Origin of the sequence: Sphingopyxis sp. (assembly GCF_050725655.1) — a bacterium.
Classification (GTDB): domain Bacteria; phylum Pseudomonadota; class Alphaproteobacteria; order Sphingomonadales; family Sphingomonadaceae; genus Sphingopyxis.
In genome coordinates this window covers 1-23,070 of the sequence record NZ_JBOHHT010000064.1, presented here as the reverse complement: position 1 = coordinate 23,070, position 23,070 = coordinate 1, and the positions used below count along the sequence as shown (strand labels likewise).

18 protein-coding genes and 1 pseudogene are annotated in these 23,070 nt (G+C 64.1%); 10 read left to right on the top strand and 9 right to left on the bottom strand.

Going from position 1 to position 23,070, the window contains the following annotated elements; translation table 11 throughout:
- The first annotated feature begins 10 nt into the window (after positions 1-10).
- The 6 genes from yghU (at position 11) to ACREBX_RS09010 (ending at position 6,757) form a co-directional block, all read left to right on the top strand.
- Positions 11-886: a glutathione-dependent disulfide-bond oxidoreductase gene (gene yghU / locus ACREBX_RS09035; protein ID WP_431561411.1), complete on the top strand. Its 876-nt coding sequence runs from the start codon at positions 11-13 to the stop codon at positions 884-886.
- A gap of 170 nt (positions 887-1,056) precedes the next feature.
- Complete coding sequence (locus ACREBX_RS09030; protein WP_431561410.1) at positions 1,057-1,500, top strand: TadE/TadG family type IV pilus assembly protein; 444 nt, start codon at positions 1,057-1,059, stop codon at positions 1,498-1,500.
- A 2-nt stretch (positions 1,501-1,502) separates the two neighbouring features.
- Positions 1,503-3,131 (top strand): TadG family pilus assembly protein, encoded by a 1,629-nt coding sequence (locus ACREBX_RS09025; protein ID WP_431561409.1) that lies wholly within the window; start codon positions 1,503-1,505, stop codon positions 3,129-3,131.
- 118 nt (positions 3,132-3,249) lie between these two features.
- Complete coding sequence (locus ACREBX_RS09020; RefSeq protein WP_431561408.1) at positions 3,250-4,152, top strand: PAS domain-containing protein; 903 nt, start codon at positions 3,250-3,252, stop codon at positions 4,150-4,152.
- A 171-nt stretch (positions 4,153-4,323) separates the two neighbouring features.
- Positions 4,324-5,517, top strand: a complete 1,194-nt coding sequence (locus ACREBX_RS09015) for an acyl-CoA dehydrogenase family protein (RefSeq protein ID WP_431561407.1) — start codon at positions 4,324-4,326, stop codon at positions 5,515-5,517.
- A 100-nt stretch (positions 5,518-5,617) separates the two neighbouring features.
- Entirely contained in the window at positions 5,618-6,757 is a 1,140-nt protein-coding gene (locus ACREBX_RS09010) for an acyl-CoA dehydrogenase family protein (protein ID WP_431561406.1), read from the top strand.
- Between the two features lie 140 nt (positions 6,758-6,897).
- Here ACREBX_RS09010 and ACREBX_RS09005 read toward each other — a convergent pair whose 3' ends face one another.
- From ACREBX_RS09005 to ACREBX_RS08985, 5 genes are all read right to left on the bottom strand, one after another.
- A complete protein-coding gene (locus ACREBX_RS09005; RefSeq protein WP_431561405.1) occupies positions 6,898-9,405 on the bottom strand; it encodes a TonB-dependent receptor domain-containing protein in 2,508 nt (835 codons plus the stop codon).
- Positions 9,406-9,407: 2 nt separating this feature from the next.
- Positions 9,408-10,340, bottom strand: coding sequence for a FecR family protein (locus tag ACREBX_RS09000; protein WP_431561404.1), 933 nt, complete (start codon positions 10,338-10,340; stop codon positions 9,408-9,410).
- A complete protein-coding gene (locus tag ACREBX_RS08995; protein WP_431561403.1) occupies positions 10,330-10,851 on the bottom strand; it encodes an RNA polymerase sigma factor in 522 nt (173 codons plus the stop codon). The genes ACREBX_RS09000 and ACREBX_RS08995 overlap by 11 nt, the downstream gene beginning before the upstream one ends.
- A 234-nt stretch (positions 10,852-11,085) precedes the next feature.
- A complete protein-coding gene (locus ACREBX_RS08990; RefSeq protein ID WP_431561402.1) occupies positions 11,086-14,301 on the bottom strand; it encodes an autotransporter domain-containing protein in 3,216 nt (1,071 codons plus the stop codon).
- A gap of 126 nt (positions 14,302-14,427) precedes the next feature.
- Entirely contained in the window at positions 14,428-15,279 is an 852-nt protein-coding gene (locus tag ACREBX_RS08985; RefSeq protein WP_431561401.1) for a class I SAM-dependent methyltransferase, read from the bottom strand.
- 151 nt (positions 15,280-15,430) lie between these two features.
- Here ACREBX_RS08985 and ACREBX_RS08980 point away from each other — a divergent pair, with 151 nt between their 5' ends.
- From ACREBX_RS08980 to ACREBX_RS08965, 4 genes are all read left to right on the top strand, one after another.
- The gene (locus ACREBX_RS08980) at positions 15,431-16,402 is read left to right on the top strand and encodes a glucokinase (protein WP_431561400.1); all 972 of its coding nucleotides are present in this window, start codon (positions 15,431-15,433) and stop codon (positions 16,400-16,402) included.
- Between the two features lie 77 nt (positions 16,403-16,479).
- The gene (locus tag ACREBX_RS08975; protein WP_431561399.1) at positions 16,480-17,220 is read left to right on the top strand and encodes a gamma-glutamyl-gamma-aminobutyrate hydrolase family protein; all 741 of its coding nucleotides are present in this window, start codon (positions 16,480-16,482) and stop codon (positions 17,218-17,220) included.
- 128 nt (positions 17,221-17,348) lie between these two features.
- On the top strand, positions 17,349-18,722 hold the full coding sequence (locus ACREBX_RS08970) for an aspartate aminotransferase family protein (protein WP_431561398.1): 1,374 nt from the start codon (positions 17,349-17,351) through the stop codon (positions 18,720-18,722).
- A 20-nt stretch (positions 18,723-18,742) separates the two neighbouring features.
- The gene (locus tag ACREBX_RS08965; RefSeq protein ID WP_431561397.1) at positions 18,743-19,678 is read left to right on the top strand and encodes a DUF808 domain-containing protein; all 936 of its coding nucleotides are present in this window, start codon (positions 18,743-18,745) and stop codon (positions 19,676-19,678) included.
- 264 nt (positions 19,679-19,942) lie between these two features.
- On the opposite strand, the gene ACREBX_RS08960 is transcribed toward ACREBX_RS08965, so the two are convergent.
- The 4 genes and pseudogenes from ACREBX_RS08960 to ACREBX_RS08945 all read right to left on the bottom strand — a co-directional run.
- On the bottom strand, positions 19,943-21,073 hold the full coding sequence (locus ACREBX_RS08960; RefSeq protein ID WP_431561396.1) for an ABC transporter ATP-binding protein: 1,131 nt from the start codon (positions 21,071-21,073) through the stop codon (positions 19,943-19,945).
- A 2-nt stretch (positions 21,074-21,075) separates the two neighbouring features.
- Positions 21,076-21,918, bottom strand: coding sequence for an ABC transporter permease (locus tag ACREBX_RS08955; RefSeq protein WP_431561395.1), 843 nt, complete (start codon positions 21,916-21,918; stop codon positions 21,076-21,078).
- Positions 21,918-22,823, bottom strand: a complete 906-nt coding sequence (locus ACREBX_RS08950; RefSeq protein WP_431561394.1) for an ABC transporter permease — start codon at positions 22,821-22,823, stop codon at positions 21,918-21,920. The genes ACREBX_RS08955 and ACREBX_RS08950 overlap by 1 nt, the downstream gene beginning before the upstream one ends.
- 23 nt (positions 22,824-22,846) lie before the next feature.
- Positions 22,847-23,070 (bottom strand): annotated as a pseudogene (locus ACREBX_RS08945) (spermidine/putrescine ABC transporter substrate-binding protein); the annotation flags it as partial.

The following is a 23,070-nucleotide window of genomic DNA, read 5'->3' as shown; positions in this document are numbered from 1 at the left end:
GGAGTTCTCCATGACCGATCATAGCGAATATGTGCCGCCCAAAATCTGGACCTGGGACAAGGAAAGCGGCGGACGTTTCGCCAATATCAACCGGCCGGTTGCCGGTCCGACGCACGACAAGGAACTGCCGATCGGCAAGCACCCCTTGCAGCTCTATTCGCTCGGCACGCCCAACGGCGTGAAGGTCACGGTGATGCTCGAAGAGCTGCTCGCGGCGGGACATAGCGGCGCCGAATATGACGCCTGGCTCATCAATATCGGCGAAGGCGACCAGTTTTCTAGCGGCTATGTCGCAGCCAATCCGAACAGCAAGATCCCCGTGCTCGTCGACCGCAGCGGCGCCGAACCGATCCGTATCTTCGAATCGGGCGCGATCCTGATCCATCTCGCCGAGAAATTCGGCGCCTTCCTGCCGACCGAAACCGCGAAGCGTGCCGAGGCGCTGTCGTGGCTGATGTGGCAGATGGGTAGCGCGCCCTTCCTCGGCGGCGGCTTCGGCCATTTCTATGCCTATGCACCGACGAAGCAGGAATATCCGATCAACCGCTATGCGATGGAGGTGAAGCGCCAGATGGACGTGCTCGATCGCCGCCTCGCGGAAAGCGAATATATCGCCGGTGCCGACTACACGATTGCCGACATGGCGATTTGGCCCTGGTATGGCGCGCTCGCCAAGGGCCTCGTTTATGACGCCGGCGAGTTCCTGCAGGTCGATGACTATAAGAATGTCCAGCGCTGGACCGACCAGATCGCGGCGCGCCCTCCGGTCAAGCGCGGGCGGATGGTCAACCGCGTGACGGGCGATCCGGCGAGCCAGCTGCGTGAGCGGCACGACGCGTCGGACTTCGAATTGCGCACGCAGGACAAGTTGGAGGACGCCGAATAATTCGCATTATCCGTTAGAAGTCGCCGCGCCGAAATTAGCGGTTCTTCAACAATAGGCAGCGCGGCACCAAATCAGCACGGTTCAGGCGCCGCCAAATCCTGCAAAATACACAAAAGCGGCGTCGGGCTCTCTCGACGCCGCTTTCATTTGCGGGCGGCCATTCTACCGGCATGACAGGCTTCATCCGACTTTCGCGGCGCGTCCGCAAAATTGCCCTGACAGGTCTTACCCTGGCGCGCGGGGAGCGCGGCGCCGCCATCGTCGAGATGGCGCTGGTGCTGCCGCTGCTCCTCGCGTTGCTGATGGGGGTATTGGTCTATGGCCAGTATTTCATGCTCGCGCACAGCGTGCAGCAGGCGGCTAACGATGGTGCCCGCGCGGCGATCATCGGTCTCGACGCGGCCGATCGCAGCGCGGTCGCGTCGCGCGCCGTCGGCCGCAGCCTGCAGGCGGTCGATGGCACGCACAGCGTTGCCGTGTCCGAAACGGCCGAGGCGATCACCGTCGCGGTGACCTTCACCGCGCCACAGGACAGCTTCCTGCGCTCAAGCTTCGTTCCGTCGCCGGGCAACGTCATCCGCGCCCGCGCGACCTTCGAATTGCCGGTGGATTGAACATGAGGATCCTGTCCCTTCTTCGCCGTCTTGTCCGCCATCGCGGCGCCAGCATCAGCATCACGACGGCGTTCGGCATGACGATGCTGATCGGGTCGGCGGCATTCGCGGTCGATCTCGGCTCGCTCTATCTCGACCGCCGCAAACTGCAGGGTATCGCCGACGCCGCGGCGATGGCGGCGGCGGGGCGACCCGGCGAGGAGCGCGCGGCGGCGGAGCGGATCATCGCAGCCAATTGCGATTGCGGCATCCGCATCGCGGCGCTCACGCCGGGGGCTTATACCGCCGATCCCGCCATCCAGGCCGAGCAACGCTTTGCCGGCGGCGGCGCGTCGCCGAACGCCGTGCGCATCACGCTGACCCGCGATCGTCCGCTGTTCTTCGGCAGTTTTCTGACGGGCCGGCAGGACAGCATCATTCGCGCGACCGCCACCGGTGCACGGCGCGGCTATGCAGCGTTTTCGCTCGGATCGCGCGTCGCGGCGCTGAACGGCGGCCTTCCCAATGCGCTGCTGTCGGGCCTGACGGGCAGCCAGGTCAACCTGTCGGTGATGGACTATAATGCGCTCGCGAGCACCGATATCGATCTGCTCGCTTTCTCCGATGCGCTGCGCACCGAACTCGACGCCGACGTGCTGACCTTTGGCCAGACGCTCGACGCGCAGGCGACGTTGCCGCAGGTCGTGGCGGCGCTCGCCAGTGCGTCGAACGGGCAGGCGGCGACCGCGCTCGAGCATATCGCGGATCGCGCGCTGCCGCGTGCCCTGCTGCCGTCGCGTGCGATCGACCTGGGTCCGCGGTCGTCGAGCATCCGGGTCGATGCCGCCAATCCCGTCAAGGTCAATGCGCTCAGCCTGCTGCGCGCGATGCTGTTGCTCGGTAATGCGAACCGGCAGGTCGACCTGTCGCTGGCGGGTAACCTGCCCGGCGGATCGGGGGTCAATATCGCGCTGATGATCGGCGAGCCGCCGGTGGGCTCGCCATTGATCGCGGTGACCGACACCAATGATGTCATCGTCCGCACCGCACAGGTGCGGCTGAAAATCGACACGCGCGTCGCAACGCCGCTCGCCAGCGTCCATGTCCCCGTGCTCGCCGAACTCGGTTCGGCGTCGGCGCGGATCACCGACATCGATTGTCGCGCCAACAGCACGGCCGCGGTGTCGCTCGGCGTCGTGACCTCCCCCGCGATGGTAGCGATCGGAACGGTTCCCGATAGCGATTTTCAGGACATGAAGCGCCCGCTGGATCCCAAGCCGGCGCGCGTCGTCAAATTGCCGCTCGTCAGCGTTGATGCGGAGGCCGAACTCATCCTGTCGGACCTCAATGAAAAGGCGGTCGCATTTTCGCGCGCCGAGATCGATGACGGCAAGGTAAAGACCGTGTCGAGCACGGGCCTCGTCGCGGGCGCCGCGAAATCGCTTTCGGACCGGATGGAGCTCGACGTCAACGTCCTCGGGCTCGTGCTGAACCTGAAGGCGCTGACGACGGTGGTCGGCGAGACGGTAGCGCTTGCCGCGCCCGTGCTGGACACCGTGCTGTCGGACCTCACCGGCCTGCTCGGGGTGCATGTCGGGCAAGCCGATACACGGGTCAACGCGCTGCGTTGCGGGAAAGCGCGGTTGGTCTGATCTCCGGCGCAATGGCACCGTTCCGGACATGACTGCCCGTCGATTGCTCCCTTCCAGACCGAAAGCAGGCAGGCGCCGGGTTATAGGGAACAGGGGATCGACCGGTTTTCAGGGGGATATGGTGGCAACGGCACAGGAACCACAGCGCGTATCGGCGGCGGAGTTTATCCGCGGCTTTGCCAATTGGCGGCTACAGTCGGCGCGCAAGCCCGTGGTCGTGACGCATCACGGCAAGGATGCGCATGTGCTGATTTCGCTCGACGACTATCGCCGTCTTGACCGCGATGTAGCGAGGGAGATCGCGGCGGCGTCCGACATATTGCAATCCTCGCTTGCCGGCCTGGTGGAATCGGTCCGCGACGGCGTGATCCTGGTCGACCGGCAACGGCGTGTCGCCGCGCTCAACCCCGCGGCGTCGGATATGCTGGAGATCCCGGCCGCCGGTCTGGTCGGGGCGGAGTTGATGGCCGTGGTGCCGGGAATTCGGGACAGTCTGATTTTCCATCATATCAACCGGCTGCTCGACCACCGCGAGCGGTTTTCGGGCGATGTCCCCGGCATGCTCCGCCCGCGCCAATGGCTGCATGTCGACCTTGTCCCCCTGCCGGTCGGCGGCGCGATTGTCCTGCGCGATGTCAGCGAGGCGATGGAGGGTATTGCCGCCGGCGATATGCGGCAGGCGATGCTCGACGCCGTCGAGATCGATGGCGGCATCGGCCACGCCCGCATCTCGGTGCGCGAAACGGTCGAAGCGGCGAACGCAATGTTGATTGACCTGCTCGGGGTGGATGCTGCGGCGATCCGGCGTGTCCGCTTTTCGGCGCTGCTCGCGGTCGGGCGGCGTTCGGCGTTCGTCGAAGCGCTCGAATCGGTCTTTCGGTCGGGCGCCCCGGCACGCATCGTGTCGCAGATGGTGACGCGCGACGGTTCGGTCGTCGACGTGGCCCTGACCATAGCCGAGGTTCGCGGGCCCTATGCCAGCGACGGCGCGGTGGTGCTCGTCACGCGCCCACCCGTCTAAAACCAGCTCCCACGTTCGATAGCCGTGCTGCCGGAGGGCAGCTGCGCGTGCTGGACAAGCCGGAATGTTGGGCGCAATCATCGAGACAAGAAAGTTGCAAGTGGCAACTTGCCGTTTACGTAAAGGTGAGCGCCCAGTATAAGGGCGCCATTGCCCAATGGGAGATTCGTGATGGACATGGAATTCAGCCCCGAAGATCTGGCCTTCCAACAGGAAGTTCGCCAGTTCATCGCCGAAAATTACCCCGCCGATCTGCGCGACAAGCAGGACGAAGGTGAAGAAATGTCCAAGGAGGATTTCCTCGCCTGGCACAAAATCCTGTTCAAGAAGGGCTGGATCGCCCCAGCATGGCCGGTCGAATATGGCGGCACCGGCTGGACGCCCACGCAGCGCTTCATCTGGTCGGAAGAGACTGCGCGCGCCGATTGCATTCGCCTGATGCCGTTCGGCCTCGCAATGGTCGGCCCCGTCATTTACACCTTCGGCACGCCGGAGCAGAAAGCCCATTTCCTGCCGCGTATCCTGTCGGGCGAGGATTGGTGGTGCCAGGGCTATTCGGAACCGGGTTCGGGCTCGGACCTTGCTTCGCTTCGCACGACGGCTGTCCCCGATGGCGACGATTATATCGTCAACGGACAGAAGACCTGGACGACGCTGGCGCAGCATGCCGACTGGGGCTTCTTCCTCGTCCGCACCGACAAGGAAGCGAAGCAGCAGGAAGGCATCAGCTTCCTTCTCATCGACATGAAGTCGCCAGGCATCACAGTACGCCCGATCATCACGCTTGGCGGCGAGCATGAGGTCAACGAAGTGTGGCTGGAGGACGTCCGCGTCCCACAATCGCAGCGCGTCTATGAAGAGAATAAGGGCTGGACCTGCGCCAAGTTCCTGCTCGCGCACGAACGCACCGGCATCGCGGGTGTCGCGGCATCGAAGCGCGGGATCGAAAAGGTGAAGGCGATCGCCCGCACCGAACTCGACGGCGACAAGCCGCTGCTCGCCAACGCCTTCTTCAAGCGCAAGGTCGCCGAACTGGAAGTCGATCTGGCGGCGCTGGAATTCACCGAACTGCGCAGCCTCGCCGGCCCCAACGCAAACCGCGGCCCGGGGCCCGAATCGAGCCTGCTCAAGATCAAGGGCAGCGAAATCCAGCAGCGGTTGACCGAACTGACATTGGAAGCGGTCGGCCATTATGGCGCCCCCTATTTCCGCGGCTTCGGAGAAGGCGACAACGAGCATCCGATCGGGCCCGATTACGCCCATCGCGCCGCGCCGACCTATTTCAACATGCGCAAGACAACGATCTATGGCGGGTCGAACGAGATTCAGCGCAACATCATCGCGAAGATGGTTTTGGGGCTTTGATCAGATAATCCACGTCATTCCGGCGCAGGCTGGAAGCTCGGCCTAGGGCCTTGAGACCCCGGCTTTCGCCGGAGTGACGGTGCAATTAGGGAAAAGAAGAATGGATTTCACCTACACCGAAACGCAGGACATGATCCGCGACACGCTCGCCCGTTTCCTCGGCGACACTTATGATTTCGAAACGCGCCAGAAGTTCGCAGGCAGCGAAACGGGTCGCGATCCGGCGATCTGGACTGCACTCGCGCAGGAACTCGGCATGCTCGGTGCGCCTTTCGCCGAAGAGCATGGTGGCCTCGGCGGCGGCGCGCTCGAAAATGCGATCGTGATGGAGGAACTGGGGAAGGTCATCGGGATCGAACCCTATCTTCCGACCGTCGTCATCGCGGGCGGCGCGCTTAAGGCTGTCGGCGGCGCGCAGGCCGATGCGATGATCCCCGAAATCATCGCCGGCAATGCAATCATCGCCTTTGCCTATGCCGAGCCGCAGGGCCGATACGACCTGGCGAACCTCCGCACCACCGCGAAGAAGGATGGCGCGGGCTATGTACTGAGCGGGCATAAATCAGTCGTCTATGCTGCGCCATGGGCGACGCATCTGCTCGTCACCGCGCGCACGGGCGGCAGTCCCCGCGACCGCGATGGCGTGTCGCTGTTTCTGATAGACGCGAACCTGCCGGGCATCGTCCGCCGCGACTATCCGACTGTCGACGGCAGCCGCGCATCGGAGATCTATTTCGAGAATGTCGCGATCCCGGGCGATGCGCTGCTCGGCAGCGAAGGCTCCGGCCTGCCGCTGATCGAACAGATCGTCGACGAGGCGACCGTTGCGGTGTGCGCCGAGGCGACCGGCGTGATGCAGAAGCTGCACGAGGGCACGCTCGAATATACCCAGCAGCGCAAGCAGTTCGGCGTTCCGATCGCGAAATTCCAGGTGCTCCAGCACCGGATGGTCGACATGTTCATGGAAGTCGAACAGGCGCGCTCGATGACGATCATGGGGACGCTGAAGCTCGGCCTGCCCGCGAACGAGCGTATGGCGGCGGTCTCGGCAGCCAAGGCGAAGGTCGCGCGCGGCGCGAACTTCGTCGGGCAGAATGCGATCCAGACGCATGGCGGTATCGGCATCACGCAGGAACTGGCGATCGGCCATTATTTCAAGCGCGCGACGATGATCGAAGGCCAGTTCGGCAGCCATGATTATCATATGGACCGCTATGAGCGGATTACGCTGGCCGATTGAACCGTTTTAGCCCTCTCCCTCGGGGGAGGGCTGCGAGACTTGCCAGCTTGCTGGCTTAGTCGCAGCGGGTGGGGCGCAGCGGCGTCGCTCGATCTCGACAGCCCCCACCCCAACCCCTCCCCTAAAGGGGAGGGGCTTCCCTAATAGGCGACGTCGACGGCGATCCGGAGCGTGCGCGGGCGGAGCGGCGTGAGGAAGCCCTCATTGCCCTCGAGGAAAGGCGTTCCGAGCGAAAAGCGATTGCCGCGCGAGTCGAAGAGATTGGTGAGCGTCAGCGACAGGCCGCGGCGTGCATTGCCGACGCGCATCGCGACACCCGTGTCGACATAGTCGCCCTGGCTTTCGCCGAGCACCGGCCCGATACCCAGCCGCGACGGCCCGATATAATTGGCCCAGCCGTTCACGCGGAAATCCTCGTCACCGACCACGGTCGCATAGTTGACCGACCCGCGAACCGCATGGCTCGCGACATTGGGAATACGGCCGAGGCGGCCCGGTGCGGCGTCGAACACCGGCAGGATCTGTGGCGCGAGATCGTCGACACGGCTGTGGTTGTAAACCGCGCCGAGTTCGAAAGTCAGCGCGGCGGTTGGCCGCATGGCGACCGCCCCCGACAGGCTGGTGATCCGGCCGTCCCCGATATTGGCGGTCGTGGGGAAGCCGGTACTATCGATGAAATCGGCCTGGATGTTGCGCCAGCGGCTGTGCGAAATCGAAATGCTGGCGTCGAGCAGGCTCTGGCCCTTGTCGCCGAAACGCATGCCAGCTTCCCATGTGTGGACCTGGTCGTTGAGGAAGCGTCGTACGAAATTGCCGTCGACCGCGAGCCCGCCGGGGCGAAAACCTTCCTGATAGCGCGCATAGAGCCGGACATTGTGGAGCGGCGTCGCAAGCAGCGAGAAGGACGGCAGCAGGTCGGTTTCTTTGCGCGATGCGGTCGTCGCACGGTTTGCCTGCGCCAAGGCAAAGGACACGCCTTCGGCCGCGCCGCCGAGCTTCGCATGTGACAGGCGGACGCCGCCCGATGCGATCAGATCGGGCATCACTTCGACCGTCGCTTCGGCATAGCCGGTGAATTCGGAGATCTTGTTGGTTACGCCGGGCAGGACCGCGCGAAGCGGGCCATAGCCATATTCGCGGTCCTGCCGTGCGCGATTGTCGATGAAGCTCGCGCCGACCACCCAGCCCAAGCCGTCGCGATACGGGCGCGACAGGCGGTTTTCGCTGACGAACATGCGCGTCGCATTGTGCTGGTCGAGCACGCGCGGAACATCGTTCAGCGGAAAGACCTGGATCGGCGCGAAGAGGCGTTCGACGTCGACGGTTCCAACCGAAGGAGGGGCGGGTACACCCCCGTTGGACATATCAGTCCCTTGCCGCGCTTCTGGCAGGCTGGCGTCGAAGCGTTCGAACAGGCGGTGGTCGATATAGGCGTTGGACGACTGGAAATGCAGGTCGTCCCAATCCTTCATCACGACGATCGTGCCCATGCCGTAGCGGGCGGTCGCATTCTGTTCGACCATCGAGTTGCGCGTGAGCGGCGCGCCATTCTTGTCTGCATATTGGGCGTCGTCGGAGGTGATCGCCTGATAGACGCCGCCCAGATCGATCGTCCAGTCGTCGCCCGCCTCGAACCGGAAGGTGCCGCGCCCGCCGCGGACATGAACGCGGTTGACGTCGTTCTGCCCGCGCAGCGGATTGTCGATATAGCCGCCGTCGGTGAGCATATAGCCAACCAGGCGCAAAGCGTGCCCGTTGTCGCTGACGGGGATGTTGGCGATCGCAGCGATGTCACCGCCGGGATCCCCATGCTGGGTAATCGACAGGCCGGCAATCGCCTGCACCGTCATTTCGCGTGGATCGGGCGCTTTCGGCACGACGCGGATGATCCCGCCGAGTGATCCGGCGCCATAGAGCGTGCCCTGCGGCCCTTCGAGAATCTCGACATTGTCGATGTCGTAGAGGCGGAGATCCGGATCGGGCGCGTTATAGCTGAGCCGGATGTCGCCGAGATACTGGCCGACGGTCGACTGCGTCGGCCCGGTGAAGCTGGAATCGGCGATACCGCGAATGAACAGCTTGTTCCGCCCCGAACCTAGATGGGTCGAGGAAACGGTCGCGGTTCGCGACAGGATCGAATCCATTCCGCGTTCGCCGCCAAACGCCAAATCGCCGCCATCCAATTTGGTGACGACGCCGGCGAAGTGCGTAAGGGGAAGGTCGGTCTTCGACGCGGTGACGATGATTTCGTCGTGCGATGCGGCGACCGTATCTTGCGAGGGTTCGCGCGCGCGGGGTTGTGGTATCTGCCGCGGCGCCGGTGCCGGCCTCGCGACGCGGACGGGCGCCGGGCGCCGTTCGATGCGCCAGCTTGTCGCACTGACCCTGACGGCGCGTGCGTCGGAGCCGGCAAGCAGACGCCGGATCGCCTCGTCGACGCTCATCCGCCCGCGCACCGGCTTGACGCGGGCTTGCCATAGTTTCGCATCGACAACGCTGATGCTGACGCCCGCCTGACGACTGATGGCGGGCAGCACGGTCGACAGGTTGCCTTTGGGCACATCGAACACGCGTTCTTCCGCCGCCAGCGCCTGCGCAGGCAGGCACAGCGCTATCGCTGCTGTGGCAAGGGAAAGGCGCGGGTGCATGGTCAGCGGGTCAATATCCAGCCATCGCCCTGGCGCTGGGCCTTGGTTCCTGACAGCGCGGCAAGATCGGCGATCGTGCGGTTCCGGTTCTTGTCGATGATCAATGCGCCGCGGAACGACAGGTCGCGTGCCTCGGGCGCGATGCTCACCTGCATCCCGGCGGTGCGCTTCAAGTCCTCGGCAACAACCGCGAGCGGCGTGCCATTATAGACGAGCAGGCCGCTGCGCCAGCCGCCGATGCTGGCAACGTCGACATCCTGGACCACGGGAGGCTGGCGATCGCCGTCACGCGCTTCGATGCCCTTGCCCGCGACGAGGCGGACCTTGTCGCGATCGGGGTTGTAGAGGACGATGCCCTCGGACACCGCGACCGAGGTCTGACGATCGCGGCGCACGACGTTGAAGGCGGTGCCAAGGTCGACGATTTCAGCATCGCCCGTCTCGACGACAAAGGGATCGTCGTCGCGGTGCACGACATGGAACATCGCTTCACCCGATTCCAGCCGGGCAAAGCGCGGGCGGTCCTTGTCGATCTCGATCACCGATGCACCGTTGATCTCGATCTTCGATCCGTCGGCCAGCTCTACGGTGCGATGTTCGCCGGCCACCGTTTCGATCCGGTTTTCATTCCCGAACAGGCCAAGGTTCGACAAGCTGATCGCGCCGACCAGCGCGGCCGCCATTGCACCGCCGAACCAGGCTCTCCGCGAAGGACGGCGCGGTGCGTCGGGCACAATCACGACCGACGGCTTGGGTGCCGCGGGCAGGGCGTCGAGATCGCTGTCGAGGCTCGCAACCGCATCGTAGATCGCATTATGCCCCGGATCCTCGGCAAGCCAGTCGGCAAAGCCGTCCCAGTCGTCGAAAGCGGGGTCGCGCTGGCGGATCAGCCAGTCGATCGCGCGCGCTTCGGCGTTCGCCATGTCAGCTTGCATCGAACTGCCTCCGGATTACGGCGAGCGCCGCATAGACCTTGCGCAGATCGGCTTCGACGGTACTCAGGCTGACCCCCATTTCGCTGGCTATATCGCGTTGGTTCTGGCCGTCGACGCGGAACCGGCGGAAGATGCGGGCCGGCCGTTCGCCGGTCGCGGCGATTGCCGTCTCGACAAGCGCCAGCTGTTCGCGCGAGATCAGCGACGCCTCTGTCGAGGGGCTTTGCGTCGCGGAGGCTTCGCCCCATGCCTTGTCGCGCAGATCGCTCTGGCGCGCCGACCGATAGCGGTCGAGCATCAGATTGTTCGCGGCGCGCATGATATAGGGCAGGGGGTCAGCGACGGGGCCGGTTTTCCGGTCGGTCAGCCGCATCCATAAATCCTGGAACAGATCCTCGGCGCCGTCGCCCGCGCCGCGCACTTCCAGAAAGCGGACGATACGGTCCCGGTTGGCGAGCAATACGCCTTCGATGCCTTGGGCGGCGTCGGTTCGATCACGCGACTCGGTCATGGATTGTTTGCTTTGGAACGCCATCTGTTGCCGGTGGGCGCTGCCCCGATGTGCGCCATACGTCCCCCTGATGACGCCGTCGTATAGCGCCATTGCCGAGCCGCGCAACTGCGGCGGAACGGGAGGGGCGGTGGCGAGTGCAAGCATCGGTTCGTTCATTCATTTCTGCCTAGGCAAGGGGGAAGCGTGGGTAGGGGTAACGCTTCCCCCTTGCGGGCGGGGCCGGCCGGGGGGCTAGAGGCCGACCCGCAAGCTCGCACGGAAAGCCCAGCCGATATGGCTTTGCTGTTCTTCCGCGGACACTTCGCCGGCGACCTGAAAGGCCGAATTGCCGGCGATGCCACGGAAACGGCCGACCCAGCCGCTCGTGCGATCATCAGGAACAAGGGTGAACGGCTTGCCGTTCTTGAACGACGCCGTCGTCGTGCCGAGCGTGCCGCTGACGATCTGGCGGCGGCCGCCTTCGAGCTCGAAGCGCGTCCAGCCGTCATATTCGTCGGCACCGCCAAAATCGATGCCGACGGCGACGGTGCCCGACACGGCAAGCTCGTCGCTGTCACGGCTCAGCACCGTCAGGTCGAGGGCGTCGCCGCCGCCGGTTTCCTGATAGCCGTCTTCCTTCAGCTTGAAGTAATCGACCGCGACCATCGGACGGAAGCTCAGGCCACCGACGCGCGTGTCATAAGCGACCGAACCCGACGCCGACCACAAAGTGCCGTCCCATTTGCCCTTCATCGTTTTTTCGATGTCCTCGGCGCCGGCTTCGGCGCGGAAGATACGCGTGCCTTTCAGGCTGATCGGCGCGCCCGAAACGCGGGCATTCGCCATGAACCCGTCGGAACGCAGGCGCCAGTGCAGCGCGCCTTCGAACTGGCTGGTGCTGACTTCGTTGGCGTTGCTGCCGTTGCCGTCCTTGCCGCTGAGATAGGCGATCGAGCCGCCGAAATTGCCAAGGTTGCTCTTGATTTCGGCGCCGCCCGAGATGCCCCAGCCGCTGACGTCGTAGCTGGCGGTGTTGCCAACGCCCTTCGACGTGCCCCAGACGGCCTGATTGACCCAATAACCCCATTTGCCCTCGTCCTGGAATGGCGCGTTGGGATCCTGGAGGTAACGCGACAACGCGCGCGAGCCCGAGGTGACGGTTTCGAAGACACCGCCTTCATGTTCGGGGAGCATCTGCCCGAGCTGATTGTGGAACTGCTCGCCGTCGGTGATGCCGAGGAAGACATCCTCGATCTTCTGGTCGGCGACCACTGCGTCGAGTACCGCGTCGAACGCGCTAGATTCCGAGCGGTTGAGCCCGAGTTCGGTCGTGCTCTTGCGCGATACGTCGACGATCAACTGCGTTGCATTCGAGGTCAGCGTGCCCTTGTAGAGGAAGGGCAGCAACGTCTGCGACGCGGTCAGGTTGCTCGCACCGTTAAGCGTTCCGGCGGTCAGGACGATATGCTTACCCTCGGCCTTTTCGAGGCTCGACAGCTTCAGCGCGAGCTTTGATTCGGCGCCAAAGCTGGCGTTGCCGCTGACCTGAAGGTTGGTTCCCGTGTTGCCGGTATCGAGCATCACGCCGAGCGTGCCCTTGTCGGTGATGGCGAGCGACGAGATCGTCGCGGCGCCGCCGACGTGGAAGGTGCCGCCCGCGACCGAAACCGCCAGACCCTGCGAATTGGCGAGCGTGCCCGAGAAAATCGAGGTGCCGCCGATCGTCAGCGTATCGGCACCGCCGCCAAAGTCGGCCAGACCCGTGAATTTCGAGGTTCCCGCCAGCGTCATCGTATCGTTGCCGGTGCCGAAGCGGGCGTTGCCAACATAGGTCGCGTCACCCGACAGCGCGAGTTTGTTGTTGCCGGCGCCGAAGAAGCTGTTTCCCTTCACCGAACCGTCGGCGATGTCGAACACGTCGTTGCCGCCGCCGAAGCGGACATCACCGACGATGCTGGGGGCGGCGATGCCCGCGGCGACCGCAGTCTGCTTGACCGTCGCGCCGGTCGCGTTCGCCGACAGGTCGATCGCGATATTGCGATCCGAGGTCGCGAGAGCGCCGGTGGCGCTGATTATGCCACTGTTCTCGACCGTGCTGACCTTGCCTGACAGATCGACGATGCCGCGCGCCGTGCCGGTGTCGCCGCCGGTCTTGGCGGTGATCGAACCGCTGTTGCGGATCAGCGGGACGTCGCCGCCGGCCTCGATCAGCACGGCGGTTGCGACTGCACCTGCGGCATTACCGCCGGTCGTCGCTTCGATCTTGCCCGCGTTGCGGATTTCAGGGGTCGTCGCACCGCTGCCGATGCGGATTGCGGTTGCCGCCGTGTCTTTCGACAGCGCCGTAACGCTGCCGGTCGCGCCGATGCCGATGCCGCCCGCGATGGTCACCGCACCACCAAGGCCGCCGATCTGCATGCCATTGCCGTCCTTGCCGGCGTAGAGGCCGTTGCCGAGCACCGCGCCATCGATGATGAGGCCGAGGCCGGTGCCCGTTCCGCCAACCGGGCCGATCGTGACCGCACGGTCAGCCGAGCCGATGCGGATCGCAGCCGCCGAACCGAAGGAGCGCACGACGGCGTTTCCTTCCTTGTCGTCGTCGATGCCGTCCTTGTCCTCATCCTTGTCGTCGGCCTTCGCGTCCTTGGGCGCGACGGCGAGAATGATGCCGCCGGTGACATTGCCTTCGATCGACAGCGCATTGCCGCCGATCAGCAGGTCGTCGGCGTCGAGCTTCGAGGGATCGGCAGGCGGCGTCGTGAAGCGGTAGCCGGTGGCGGTGAGGCTACCCTGGACGACGAGCGCGCCGGTGACGTTGCCGGCAACCCGTGCGCCGATCGCATCCATACCCTGCGCGCTGATCGTCCCGGCGAGACGGACGTTGCCCGTCACATCCTGCAACCCGACCCCAAGCGCGCGGTCGCCGATGACGCTGACGCTGCCGTCGTTGGTGAAATTGCCGGTCAGCGGCCCGCCGAGGCGGATGCCCGCCGAATTGTTGCCCTCGATCGCGATCGCGCCCGAGTTGACGATGTTACCGGTGAAAGCGCCAGCCGTTGCGATTCCAACGCGGTTGCTGCCGAGCGCGAAAGCGCCTTCGAGGTCGCCGTCGTTGTCGATGTCGGTCGGCGCATAGGTTTCGCCGATGGTGATCTTGCCGGTCGCGCTGTTCGTGATCCCGCCCGACGTGCCGGCATTCGCGAGGATGCCCGTGGCGCCGTCGACGTTGCTGAACTCTATCGTGCCTTCGTTGACGACCTTGTGGTTGCTGTCGATGGTGACTGCTGGGCCGGTGGCGGTGGGCTTGATCGAGCCCGCTGCGACGATCTTGATGTCGTCGGCGGCGCCCGATTTGATCGTCGACGTCCGCACCGGCGCCGTGGTGGCGGTGCTGATTGTCGTTTCGGCATGGGCGGTGGTCGAAAGGAGGGTGGCCAGGCAGGTGGAGGTCAGCAAGATTTTGCGCATCGGGTTCCTCTTGAGATCGGGCCGGGATGTCTTCCCGGCGACAATCACAAGACGGAGCGGTGTCGGCGCAGCCTTGGAAAAAAAATCGTCTCAATCGGGCCACGCGCGAAAGCTCGCCGAGCGCGGTTAATTCCGTGCGGTCACAATCCACGCGGCGCCGCCGATCTGCACCGACCTCTCTCCGGGGCGTTTCGCGAACGCCGCGCGGACGGCTGCAGCCGATTTCGCGCGAATATCGTCGGATTGGTCGGCAAGCGCGCGCGATAGCGGGCCCACTTGGAACGCCATGTCGAGTGCATCGTCGATCGCATGTTCGCGCGTCGCGCCGCGGCCATAAAAAATGCTCGTGTCGAAGGGCGTGACGTCAATCGCGGTAAAGCCCGCTGCCGAAAGAATATCCGCGACCTTCTGCCGATCGCCAAAGGCGAAAGGCCCGGGTGCATTTGGATCGGCAGGCGCCGGCTGTACGATGTCGCGGATCGCCGCCATCGGCAGGCTCACCCAGTCATTCTCTTGCGCGCCGCGCCAGCACACGAAAGCCAGCCGTCCGCCGGGCTTCAATGCCCGCCGCATATGCGTGAATGCCGCAACGGGCTCGTCGAAGAACATCACGCCGAAGCGCGAGAAGAGAAGGTCGAAATTTCCTGCGGGCAGCGGGGCAGTCGCGGCATCGGCGCATCTGAACTCGACCGGCGTGCCGGCGGGTATGGCGGCGCGGGCGATCTCGACGAGCTGCTCCGATATATCGACGCCGAGGATGTAGCCGCCGGGTCCGACCCGGTCGGCAAGCGGAAAGGTCGAGGTGCCCGATCCGCAACCGATATCGAGAATCCGTTCGCCGGGCCGGGCATCGGCCGCCGCGATCGCGGCATTACCGAAGTCCTCGAGCATCACATCCAGTCGCGCCAGATTCGCGGCCCAACGGTTGCCGCTGTCGCCGTTCCAGTCATGCGTGGGGGCGGTCTCGATGTCGGACATGCGCTTGCTTCTTTGTTGCGAATGATTCGCAAATACGTCGGTTTCCGACAGAGCGCAAGGGCCCGCGAATAGCTATGCCCTGTTGCATCGCCTCCGGCCATGCGACATTCCACGAACTGGGCCGGCCAATGTGGACCGGCAAGGGAGAGCCATGAGCGAACAGATCGTCACGGTGGACATCGGCGGCACGCATGCGCGCTTTGCGATTGCCGAGATCGAAGGCGGGCGCGTCCTGGCGCTCGGCGAGGCGACGACGCTGCACACCAAGGATCATGCGAGTTTCCAGACGGCTTGGCAGGATTTCGAACGCCAGCGGGGCGAAGCTTTGCCGCGCGCGGTTGCGATAGCCATCGCGGGACCGACGCGCGGCGAGATCATTCGTTTTACCAACAATCCCTGGATCATCCGCCCCGCGCTGATCAACGAGAAGATGAACGTCGACCGCTATGTGCTCGTCAATGATTTCGAGGCTGTCGGTCATGCGGTGGCACAGGCTGACGCGAGTTATTTCGAGCGGTTGACCGGGCCCGACGAACCGCTGCCCGCGACCGGCACGATCACCATAATCGGGCCCGGAACCGGCCTTGGCGTCGCGCATATCTGGCGCGACGGCGCCAACTATCGTGTGCAGGCTACCGAAGGCGGGCATATCGACTTCGCGCCGCTCGACAGTATCGAAGATGCGATCCTGGCGCGGCTGCGCAAGCGGCATCGGCGTGTGTCGATCGAGCGGATCGTTTCGGGACCCGGGATCGTCGACATTTATGAAACGCTGGCGGCACTTGAAGGGCGCGCGATCCCGCGGCTCGACGACAAGGCGATCTGGACCAATGCGCTCGGCGGCGGTGACAGCCTGGCCGCGGCGGCGGTCGATCGTTTCTGCCTGTCGCTCGGCAGCGTCGCGGGCGACCTCGCGCTGGCACAAGGTGCGAGCGGCGTCGTCATCGCCGGCGGCCTGGGACTTCGGATTCGCGACAGCCTTGTGCGTTCGGGCTTTCCCGAACGCTTTATCGAAAAGGGGCGCTTTGAAGGCTTTATGTCGGCGCTTCCGGTGAAACTCATCACCCACCCGCAGCCCGGGCTGTTCGGTGCCGCAGCGGCCTTCGCGCGCCAATACGCCTGAATCCGCAAATTCCGCTGGCTTCGGGCCGCGAAAATCGGCAGCTATGGAACTTCACCTTATGAAGGATTCCGTCGCTCGTGTCCGCCCGCCCCGTCCTTGGCATCATCGCCTGTAACCGGCAGGTCGGCGCCGAATATGCGCAGGCGGTGATGAACCGCTATGCGACCGCGGCGATGCGCCACGCCGACTGCGCGGCGCTGCTCATTCCATCGCTTCCCGAATATATGCGCGCCGACGAAATCGTCGGCCGGCTCGACGGTGTTTTGCTCACCGGATCGCCGTCGAATGTCGAGCCGGCGCGCTATGGCGAGGACGAGGCGGGGGAGGGGCCCTTCGATCCCGACCGCGACCGCATGATGCGCGATCTGGTCGGGGCGGTGATCGCTGCGCAGAGACCGTTGTTCGGTATCTGCCGCGGGTTTCAGGACATCAATGTCGCGCTCGGCGGGACGCTGCGCCGCGACACCGCGACGAACGGCGAATTGCTGCGCCATCATACGCCCGACGGCACGTTGTTCGACTCCATGTTCGATCATCGACACCATGTGGATTTGGTCGAAGGCGGAATGCTGGCTTCGGCCTATGGCGCTCCGTCGCTCGATGTGAACTCGGTCCATTACCAAGGCGTCGGACGGCTCGCCGAGGGGCTGACGGTTGAGGCGCGGGCACCCGACGGGTTGGTCGAGGCGTTCAGCGCAAGGCCGAACGGAGCGCCGTTGCTCGCGGTGCAATGGCATCCCGAATGGGCGACCGACGGCAATGAGGAAAGTCAGACCTATTTCCGCCTCCTCGGACAGGCGCTGCGAGGCGCATTATGAACCGGCGCGTCACCCGCTATGACCGCTATCTCGCGCGGCTCTGCTTCTCGCCCTGATCGATGGATCGGGTGTCACCGCCCGTCCATCATCCCGCGGCCTCGACCGCTCCGAACGATCAGGAATTTGATATGCCCCGCAATCACGACATCGCCGAACTGCGCCGCCTCGACGTCGCGCATCACTTGCCCGCACAAGCCGACTGGGCCGAAATCGAAAAGCTCGGCGGCAGCCGCATCATCACCCATGCAGAAGGCTGCTATATCCACGACGGCGACGGCCACCGCATCCTCGACGGGATGGCCGGCCTGTGGTGCGTCAATGTCGGCTATGGCCGCGAGGAATTGGTCGAAGCGGCGGCGGCGCAGATGCGCGAACTGCCCTTCTATAACACCTTCTTCAAGACTGCGACGCCGCCGACGGTGATGCTGGCGGCGAAGATCGCGAGCCTGACGAACAATCGCCTGCCGCATATCTTCTTCAACGCGTCGGGCAGCGAAGCGAACGACACCGTGTTCCGCATGGTGCGCCATTATTGGAAGCTGAAGGGCGAGCCTAAGCGCACCGTCTTCATCAGCCGCTGGAATGCCTATCACGGCTCGACTGTCGCGGGCGTCTCGCTTGGGGGCATGAAGGCGATGCATGTGCAGGGTGATTTGCCGATCCCCGGCGTTGAGCATGTGCGCCAGCCCTATGCCTATAACGAAGGGCAGGGGATGACCGAGGAGGAGTTTTGCGACGCCTGCGTCCAGGCGATCGAGGACAAAATCATCGAGGTCGGCCCCGAAAATTGCGCCGCCTTCATTGGTGAACCCGTGCAGGGCGCGGGCGGCGTCATCATCCCGCCCAAGGGCTATTGGCCCAAGGTCGAGGCGGTCGCGCGCAAATATGGCCTGCTGGTCGTTGCTGACGAAGTCATCTGCGGGTTCGGGCGCACCGGCAAGATGTGGGGGCATGAGACGATGGGCTTCACCCCCGACCTGATGCCGATGGCGAAGGGGCTGTCGTCGGGTTATCTGCCGATCTCTGCCACCGCGGTCGCGGCGCATGTCGTCGAGGTGCTCAAGACCGGCGGCGATTTCGTCCACGGGTTCACCTATTCGGGGCATCCGGTCGCGGCGGCGGTCGCGCTCAAGAATATCGAGATCATCGAGCGCGAAGGGCTCGTCGAGCGCACCGGCAGTGTCACCGGCCCGCATCTCGCGAAGGCACTCGCGACACTGAACGATCATCCGCTCGTTGGCGAAGCCCGCTCGATCGGCCTGCTCGGCGCGGTCGAGATTGTCGCCGACAAGGCCACGCGCGCGCGTTTCGGCGGGGCCGAGGGAACCGCAGGACCGATGGCGCGCGACGCATGTATCGCGAACGGCCTGATGGTACGCGGCATCCGCGACAGCCTGGTGATGTGCCCGCCGCTGATCATCACCACCGAACAGATCGACGAGATGGTTGCCATCATCCGCAAATCTCTCGATGAGGTGCTGCCGAAACTCCGCGCGCTCTAAACAGGAAAGCCCAACACCCTATGCCCTCCGGCCTTTTTGCCCTGCTCGACGATATTGCGACCATCGCCAAGGTCGCGGCGGCGAGCATCGACGATATCGGCGCTGCGGCGTCGAAGGCCGGGGTCAAGGCCGCGGGGGTGGTGGTCGACGATACCGCAGTGACGCCGCGTTACGTCACCGGCTTTACCCCCGACCGCGAGCTGCCGATCATCTGGCGGATCACCAAGGGGTCGATCTTCAACAAGCTGGTGCTGATCCTGCCGGCGCTGCTGCTGCTCTCGACCTTCGTGCCGTGGGCGATCACGCCGCTGTTGATGATTGGCGGCGCCTACCTGTGCTTCGAGGGCGCCGAAAAGGTGCTGCACTCGCTGCAGGAGGACAAGACGAGCCTTGCCGAAGACGCCGAGATCGTCGCCGACAAGGACCATGAGGAATTGATGGTGAAGGGCGCGGTGCGCACCGATTTCATCCTGTCGGCCGAAATCATGGTGATCGCACTCAACGAAGTGCTCGACGAACATTTCGCGATGCGCGCCGCAACGCTCGCGGTGGTGGCGGTCGCGATCACGATCGCGGTCTATGGCGTCGTCGGGCTGATCGTGAAGATGGACGACATCGGGCTGCATATGGCGAAGGAAGGCAACAGCGCCCGTAAAGCGATCGGGCGCGGGCTGGTTTCCTTCATGCCGAAGCTGCTGGCGGCGCTTGCGGTGATCGGCACTGCGGCGATGCTGTGGGTCGGCGGGCAGATTTTCATTCATGGCCTCGACGAATATCATATCGGCAATCTCGGGCACGGCCTCCACGATTTTGCGCATGCGGTGGCAGGGAACCTGCCGGGAGCGGGCGTTTGGGAGTGGTTGATCAATGCTGGTGGCGCGGGTGTATTCGGGCTGCTGCTCGGCGGCGTGATCGTCGGCCTGCTGCACTTCATTCCGGGAAAGAAGGCCCACTGACCTCGTCATCCCGGACTTGATCCGGGATTCATTGCGGCGCGGAAGTCGTGGACCCCGGATCAAGTCCGGGGTGACGAATGTTCTTGCCCGGTCTTAAAGAGACAAAAGAGTCGCACGTGCGCGTTGAAAATGTCTCCTTTGTCGCTTTTAGCCTTGTCTGCTCGCGCCGGGCGAAGGTGGGTTGTATGCAACAGGAAGAAAGAGCCAACAGAAAGGCTCGCACACCGCAATAATGTAGGAAAGCGCTTTCGGGCTGGAGGCGACTTACCCCAGCAGCACGACCGGGCTGTCGGCACGCCAATGCATGCTGACTTTGTCGCCCCAGGTGAAATCCTCCTGGTCGCGGCGCGACAGGTTCGGGCGCGATACGCGCAGGCATGCGCCCGATTCCAGCTCGATCTCGAACAGGGTGATGTCGCCGAGATAACTCATCCCTTTGATCTTGCCGCGCGCGAAATTATAGCCGTCGGGGGCGTCTTGCGCCGCGGCCTTGACTGCCTTGCCTTCGCCGGGGACGTGGAGGTAGATCTTCTCGGGGCGCAGCGCGATCCACACATCCGCGCCGTGCGGGCCGGTGACACCATGGTTCAAATACACCTTGCCCAGCCCGGGACATTCGACCGCCGCCTTGTCGGGATCGTCGAGCGTCAGCTTGCCCTCGAAGATGTTCACCGACCCGACGAAATCGGCGACGAAGCGGTTGGCGGGATATTCGTAGAGGTCGGACGGCGTCGCGAGCTGCGCGACTTCGCCCTTGTTGATCACGCCGATACGGCACGCCATCGACAGCGCCTCGTCCTGATCGTGGGTGACGGTGACAAAGGTGATGCCGACCTTTTCCTGCAGGTCGGACAGCTCGAACTGCATCTGCGCGCGCAGCTTGGCATCGAGCGCCGAGAGCGGCTCGTCGAGGAGCAGCACCTTGGGACGCATCACCAGGCTGCGCGCGAGCGCGACGCGCTGGCGCTGGCCACCCGACATCTGGTCGGGCATCCGCGTTTCGAAGCCGCCGAGCTTGACCAGTTCGAGCGCTTCGGCGACGCGATCCTTGACCTCGCCGCCCTTCACGCCCGCAATCTTCAGGCCATAGGCGACATTGTCGGCGACGCTCATGTGCGGGAACACCGCATAGCTCTGGAACACCATGTTGACCGGGCGCTTATTCGGCGGAATGCCCGCCATATCCTGCCCGTCGATCAATATCTTGCCCTCGGTCGGCAACTCGAACCCCGCGATCATCCGCAGCAGCGTCGTCTTGCCACAGCCCGAAGGGCCGAGCAGCACGAAGAATTCGCCGGCATTGATGTCGAGGGTGACATTGTCGACCGCAGTCACCTTGCCGAAGCGCTTCGAGACGTTCTGGATCTGGATGATCGGGCGTGCGGTGTCGGTCATGGTCAGTGGGTTTCCGCAATGGCTTTTACGCCCTGAAGCTTGAGCGCGACGAAGGTGAGGGCGACGGTCAGGATGATGAGCAGCGTCGAGGCGGCGTTGACCTCGGGCGTCACCGAAAAACGGACCATCGAATAGACCTTTACCGGAAAGGTGATCGTGTCGGGGCCGCTGGTGAAATAGGTGATGACGAAATCGTCGAGGCTGAGCGTGAACGACAGCAGCGCGCCGGCGACGAGTGCGGGTTTGATGTGCGGGATCAGCACGTCGCGGAACACCTGCCACTCGCTTGCTCCGAGATCCTTCGCCGCTTCCTCCTGCTCGCGGTTGAAGCTCGCGAGGCGCGAGCGGACGACCATCGTGACGAAGGGGAAGCAAAAGGTGATGTGCGCGATGGTGATCGCGCCGAGGTTGAACGGCCAGACAAGGTCGGTCGGCCAGCCGATCGCCGCAAAGAACATCAGGAATGCGACGCCCAGGCAGATTTCGGGGACGATGATCGGCAGCGAGATCGTGCCGTCGATCGCGCTTTTGAGCGGGAAGCGGAATCGCCACAGCATCACCGCGGCGACGGCGCCGAGAACAAGGCTCGCGATCGTCGCCAGCGCCGCGATCGTCAGCGAGTTGAGCAGCGCCTCGACAAGCTGGTCGTTGCCAAGCGCCTTTTCATAATATTTGGTGGTGAAGCCGCGCCAGACGACGTTGCGCTTGCTGTCGTTGAAGCTGAAGATCATCAGCACGACGAGCGGCGCATAGAGGAAGACCATCACCGCACCGACCCAGAGGCGCATCCAGAGCTTGCGGCCATATTCGAGCGGTGCGACCGGGGTGTGCGCGAAGAGGGCCATCAGCGGACCTCCGGCACTTTTTTGCGCATCGACTGGATCGCGATCAGCGCGAACATCGCATAGATGAGCAGGAAGGAGAGAGCGGCGCCGAAGGGCCAGTCATTCGCTTTCTTGAACTGGCGTTCGATGACGTTGGCGATCATCTGGCTGTCGGTCCCGCCCATCAGGTCGGGCGTGAGATAGGCGCCGAGCGCAGGGATCAGCGTGATCATCACACCCGCGATGATGCCGGGCGCCGCGAGCGGCACAACGATGCGCATGATCGTGCGGAAATGGCCGGCGCCAAGGTCGAGGCTCGCCTCGATCAGGCTGCGGTCGAGGCGGTCGAGCGCGGCGTAGAGCGGCAGGACCATGAAGGGCAGGTGGACATAGACGAGCCCGAAGACGACCGCGAAATTGTTGAAGAGCAGCTGCACCGGCTCCCACGTCGGGAGCGGCTGCAGTCCGACGAGCGTCTTGATCCAGCTCGTCCCCTCCCACAAAGCCCCGAGCCCCTTGTTCGCGAACCCCTGCGTGCCGAGCAGCATCATCAGCGCATAGGTACGGATCAGCAGGTTGGTCCAGAAGGGGAGCATGATGCCAAGCAGCAACCACGGCCGCCATTTCTCGCTGGCAAAGGTGATCGCCATCGCGACCGGGAAACCGATGATCAGGCAGATCAGGGTGACGAGCGCCGCCACCGCGAAGCTCTTGCCGAAAATCGTGACGTAGAGCCACTCGGTGGCGCGCTTGTAATTGTCGAGCGTGCCCGAAAATTCGATTTCGGTGAGGCCCTTGTTCTCACCAAAACTGTAGAGCCAGACGATCGCCATCGGGACGAGGAAGAAGACGATAACCCAGAACAGCGTCGGCAGCGAAACCGCTGCAAAGACCCTTCTGTTCGTTTTCCAGTCCTGCTCGGCCACCCCCCGATGTCCCCTTCAGGCCCTCAGGCCGCCCGTACTCGTGTGAAAGCTTCCTCGTACAGCGGCTGCAATTCGGGATTGAAGCGCGCATATTCGCATTTCGCCAGCACCTCGGCGGGCGGGAAGATCACGGGATTATTCTTGTAGCTGTCGGGCATGAGGACCTTCGCCGCGGCGTTCGGCGTCGGGTAGAGGATCGTCTCGGTGATTTCCTTGTCGACGTTCGCGTCGAGGATATAGTTGATGA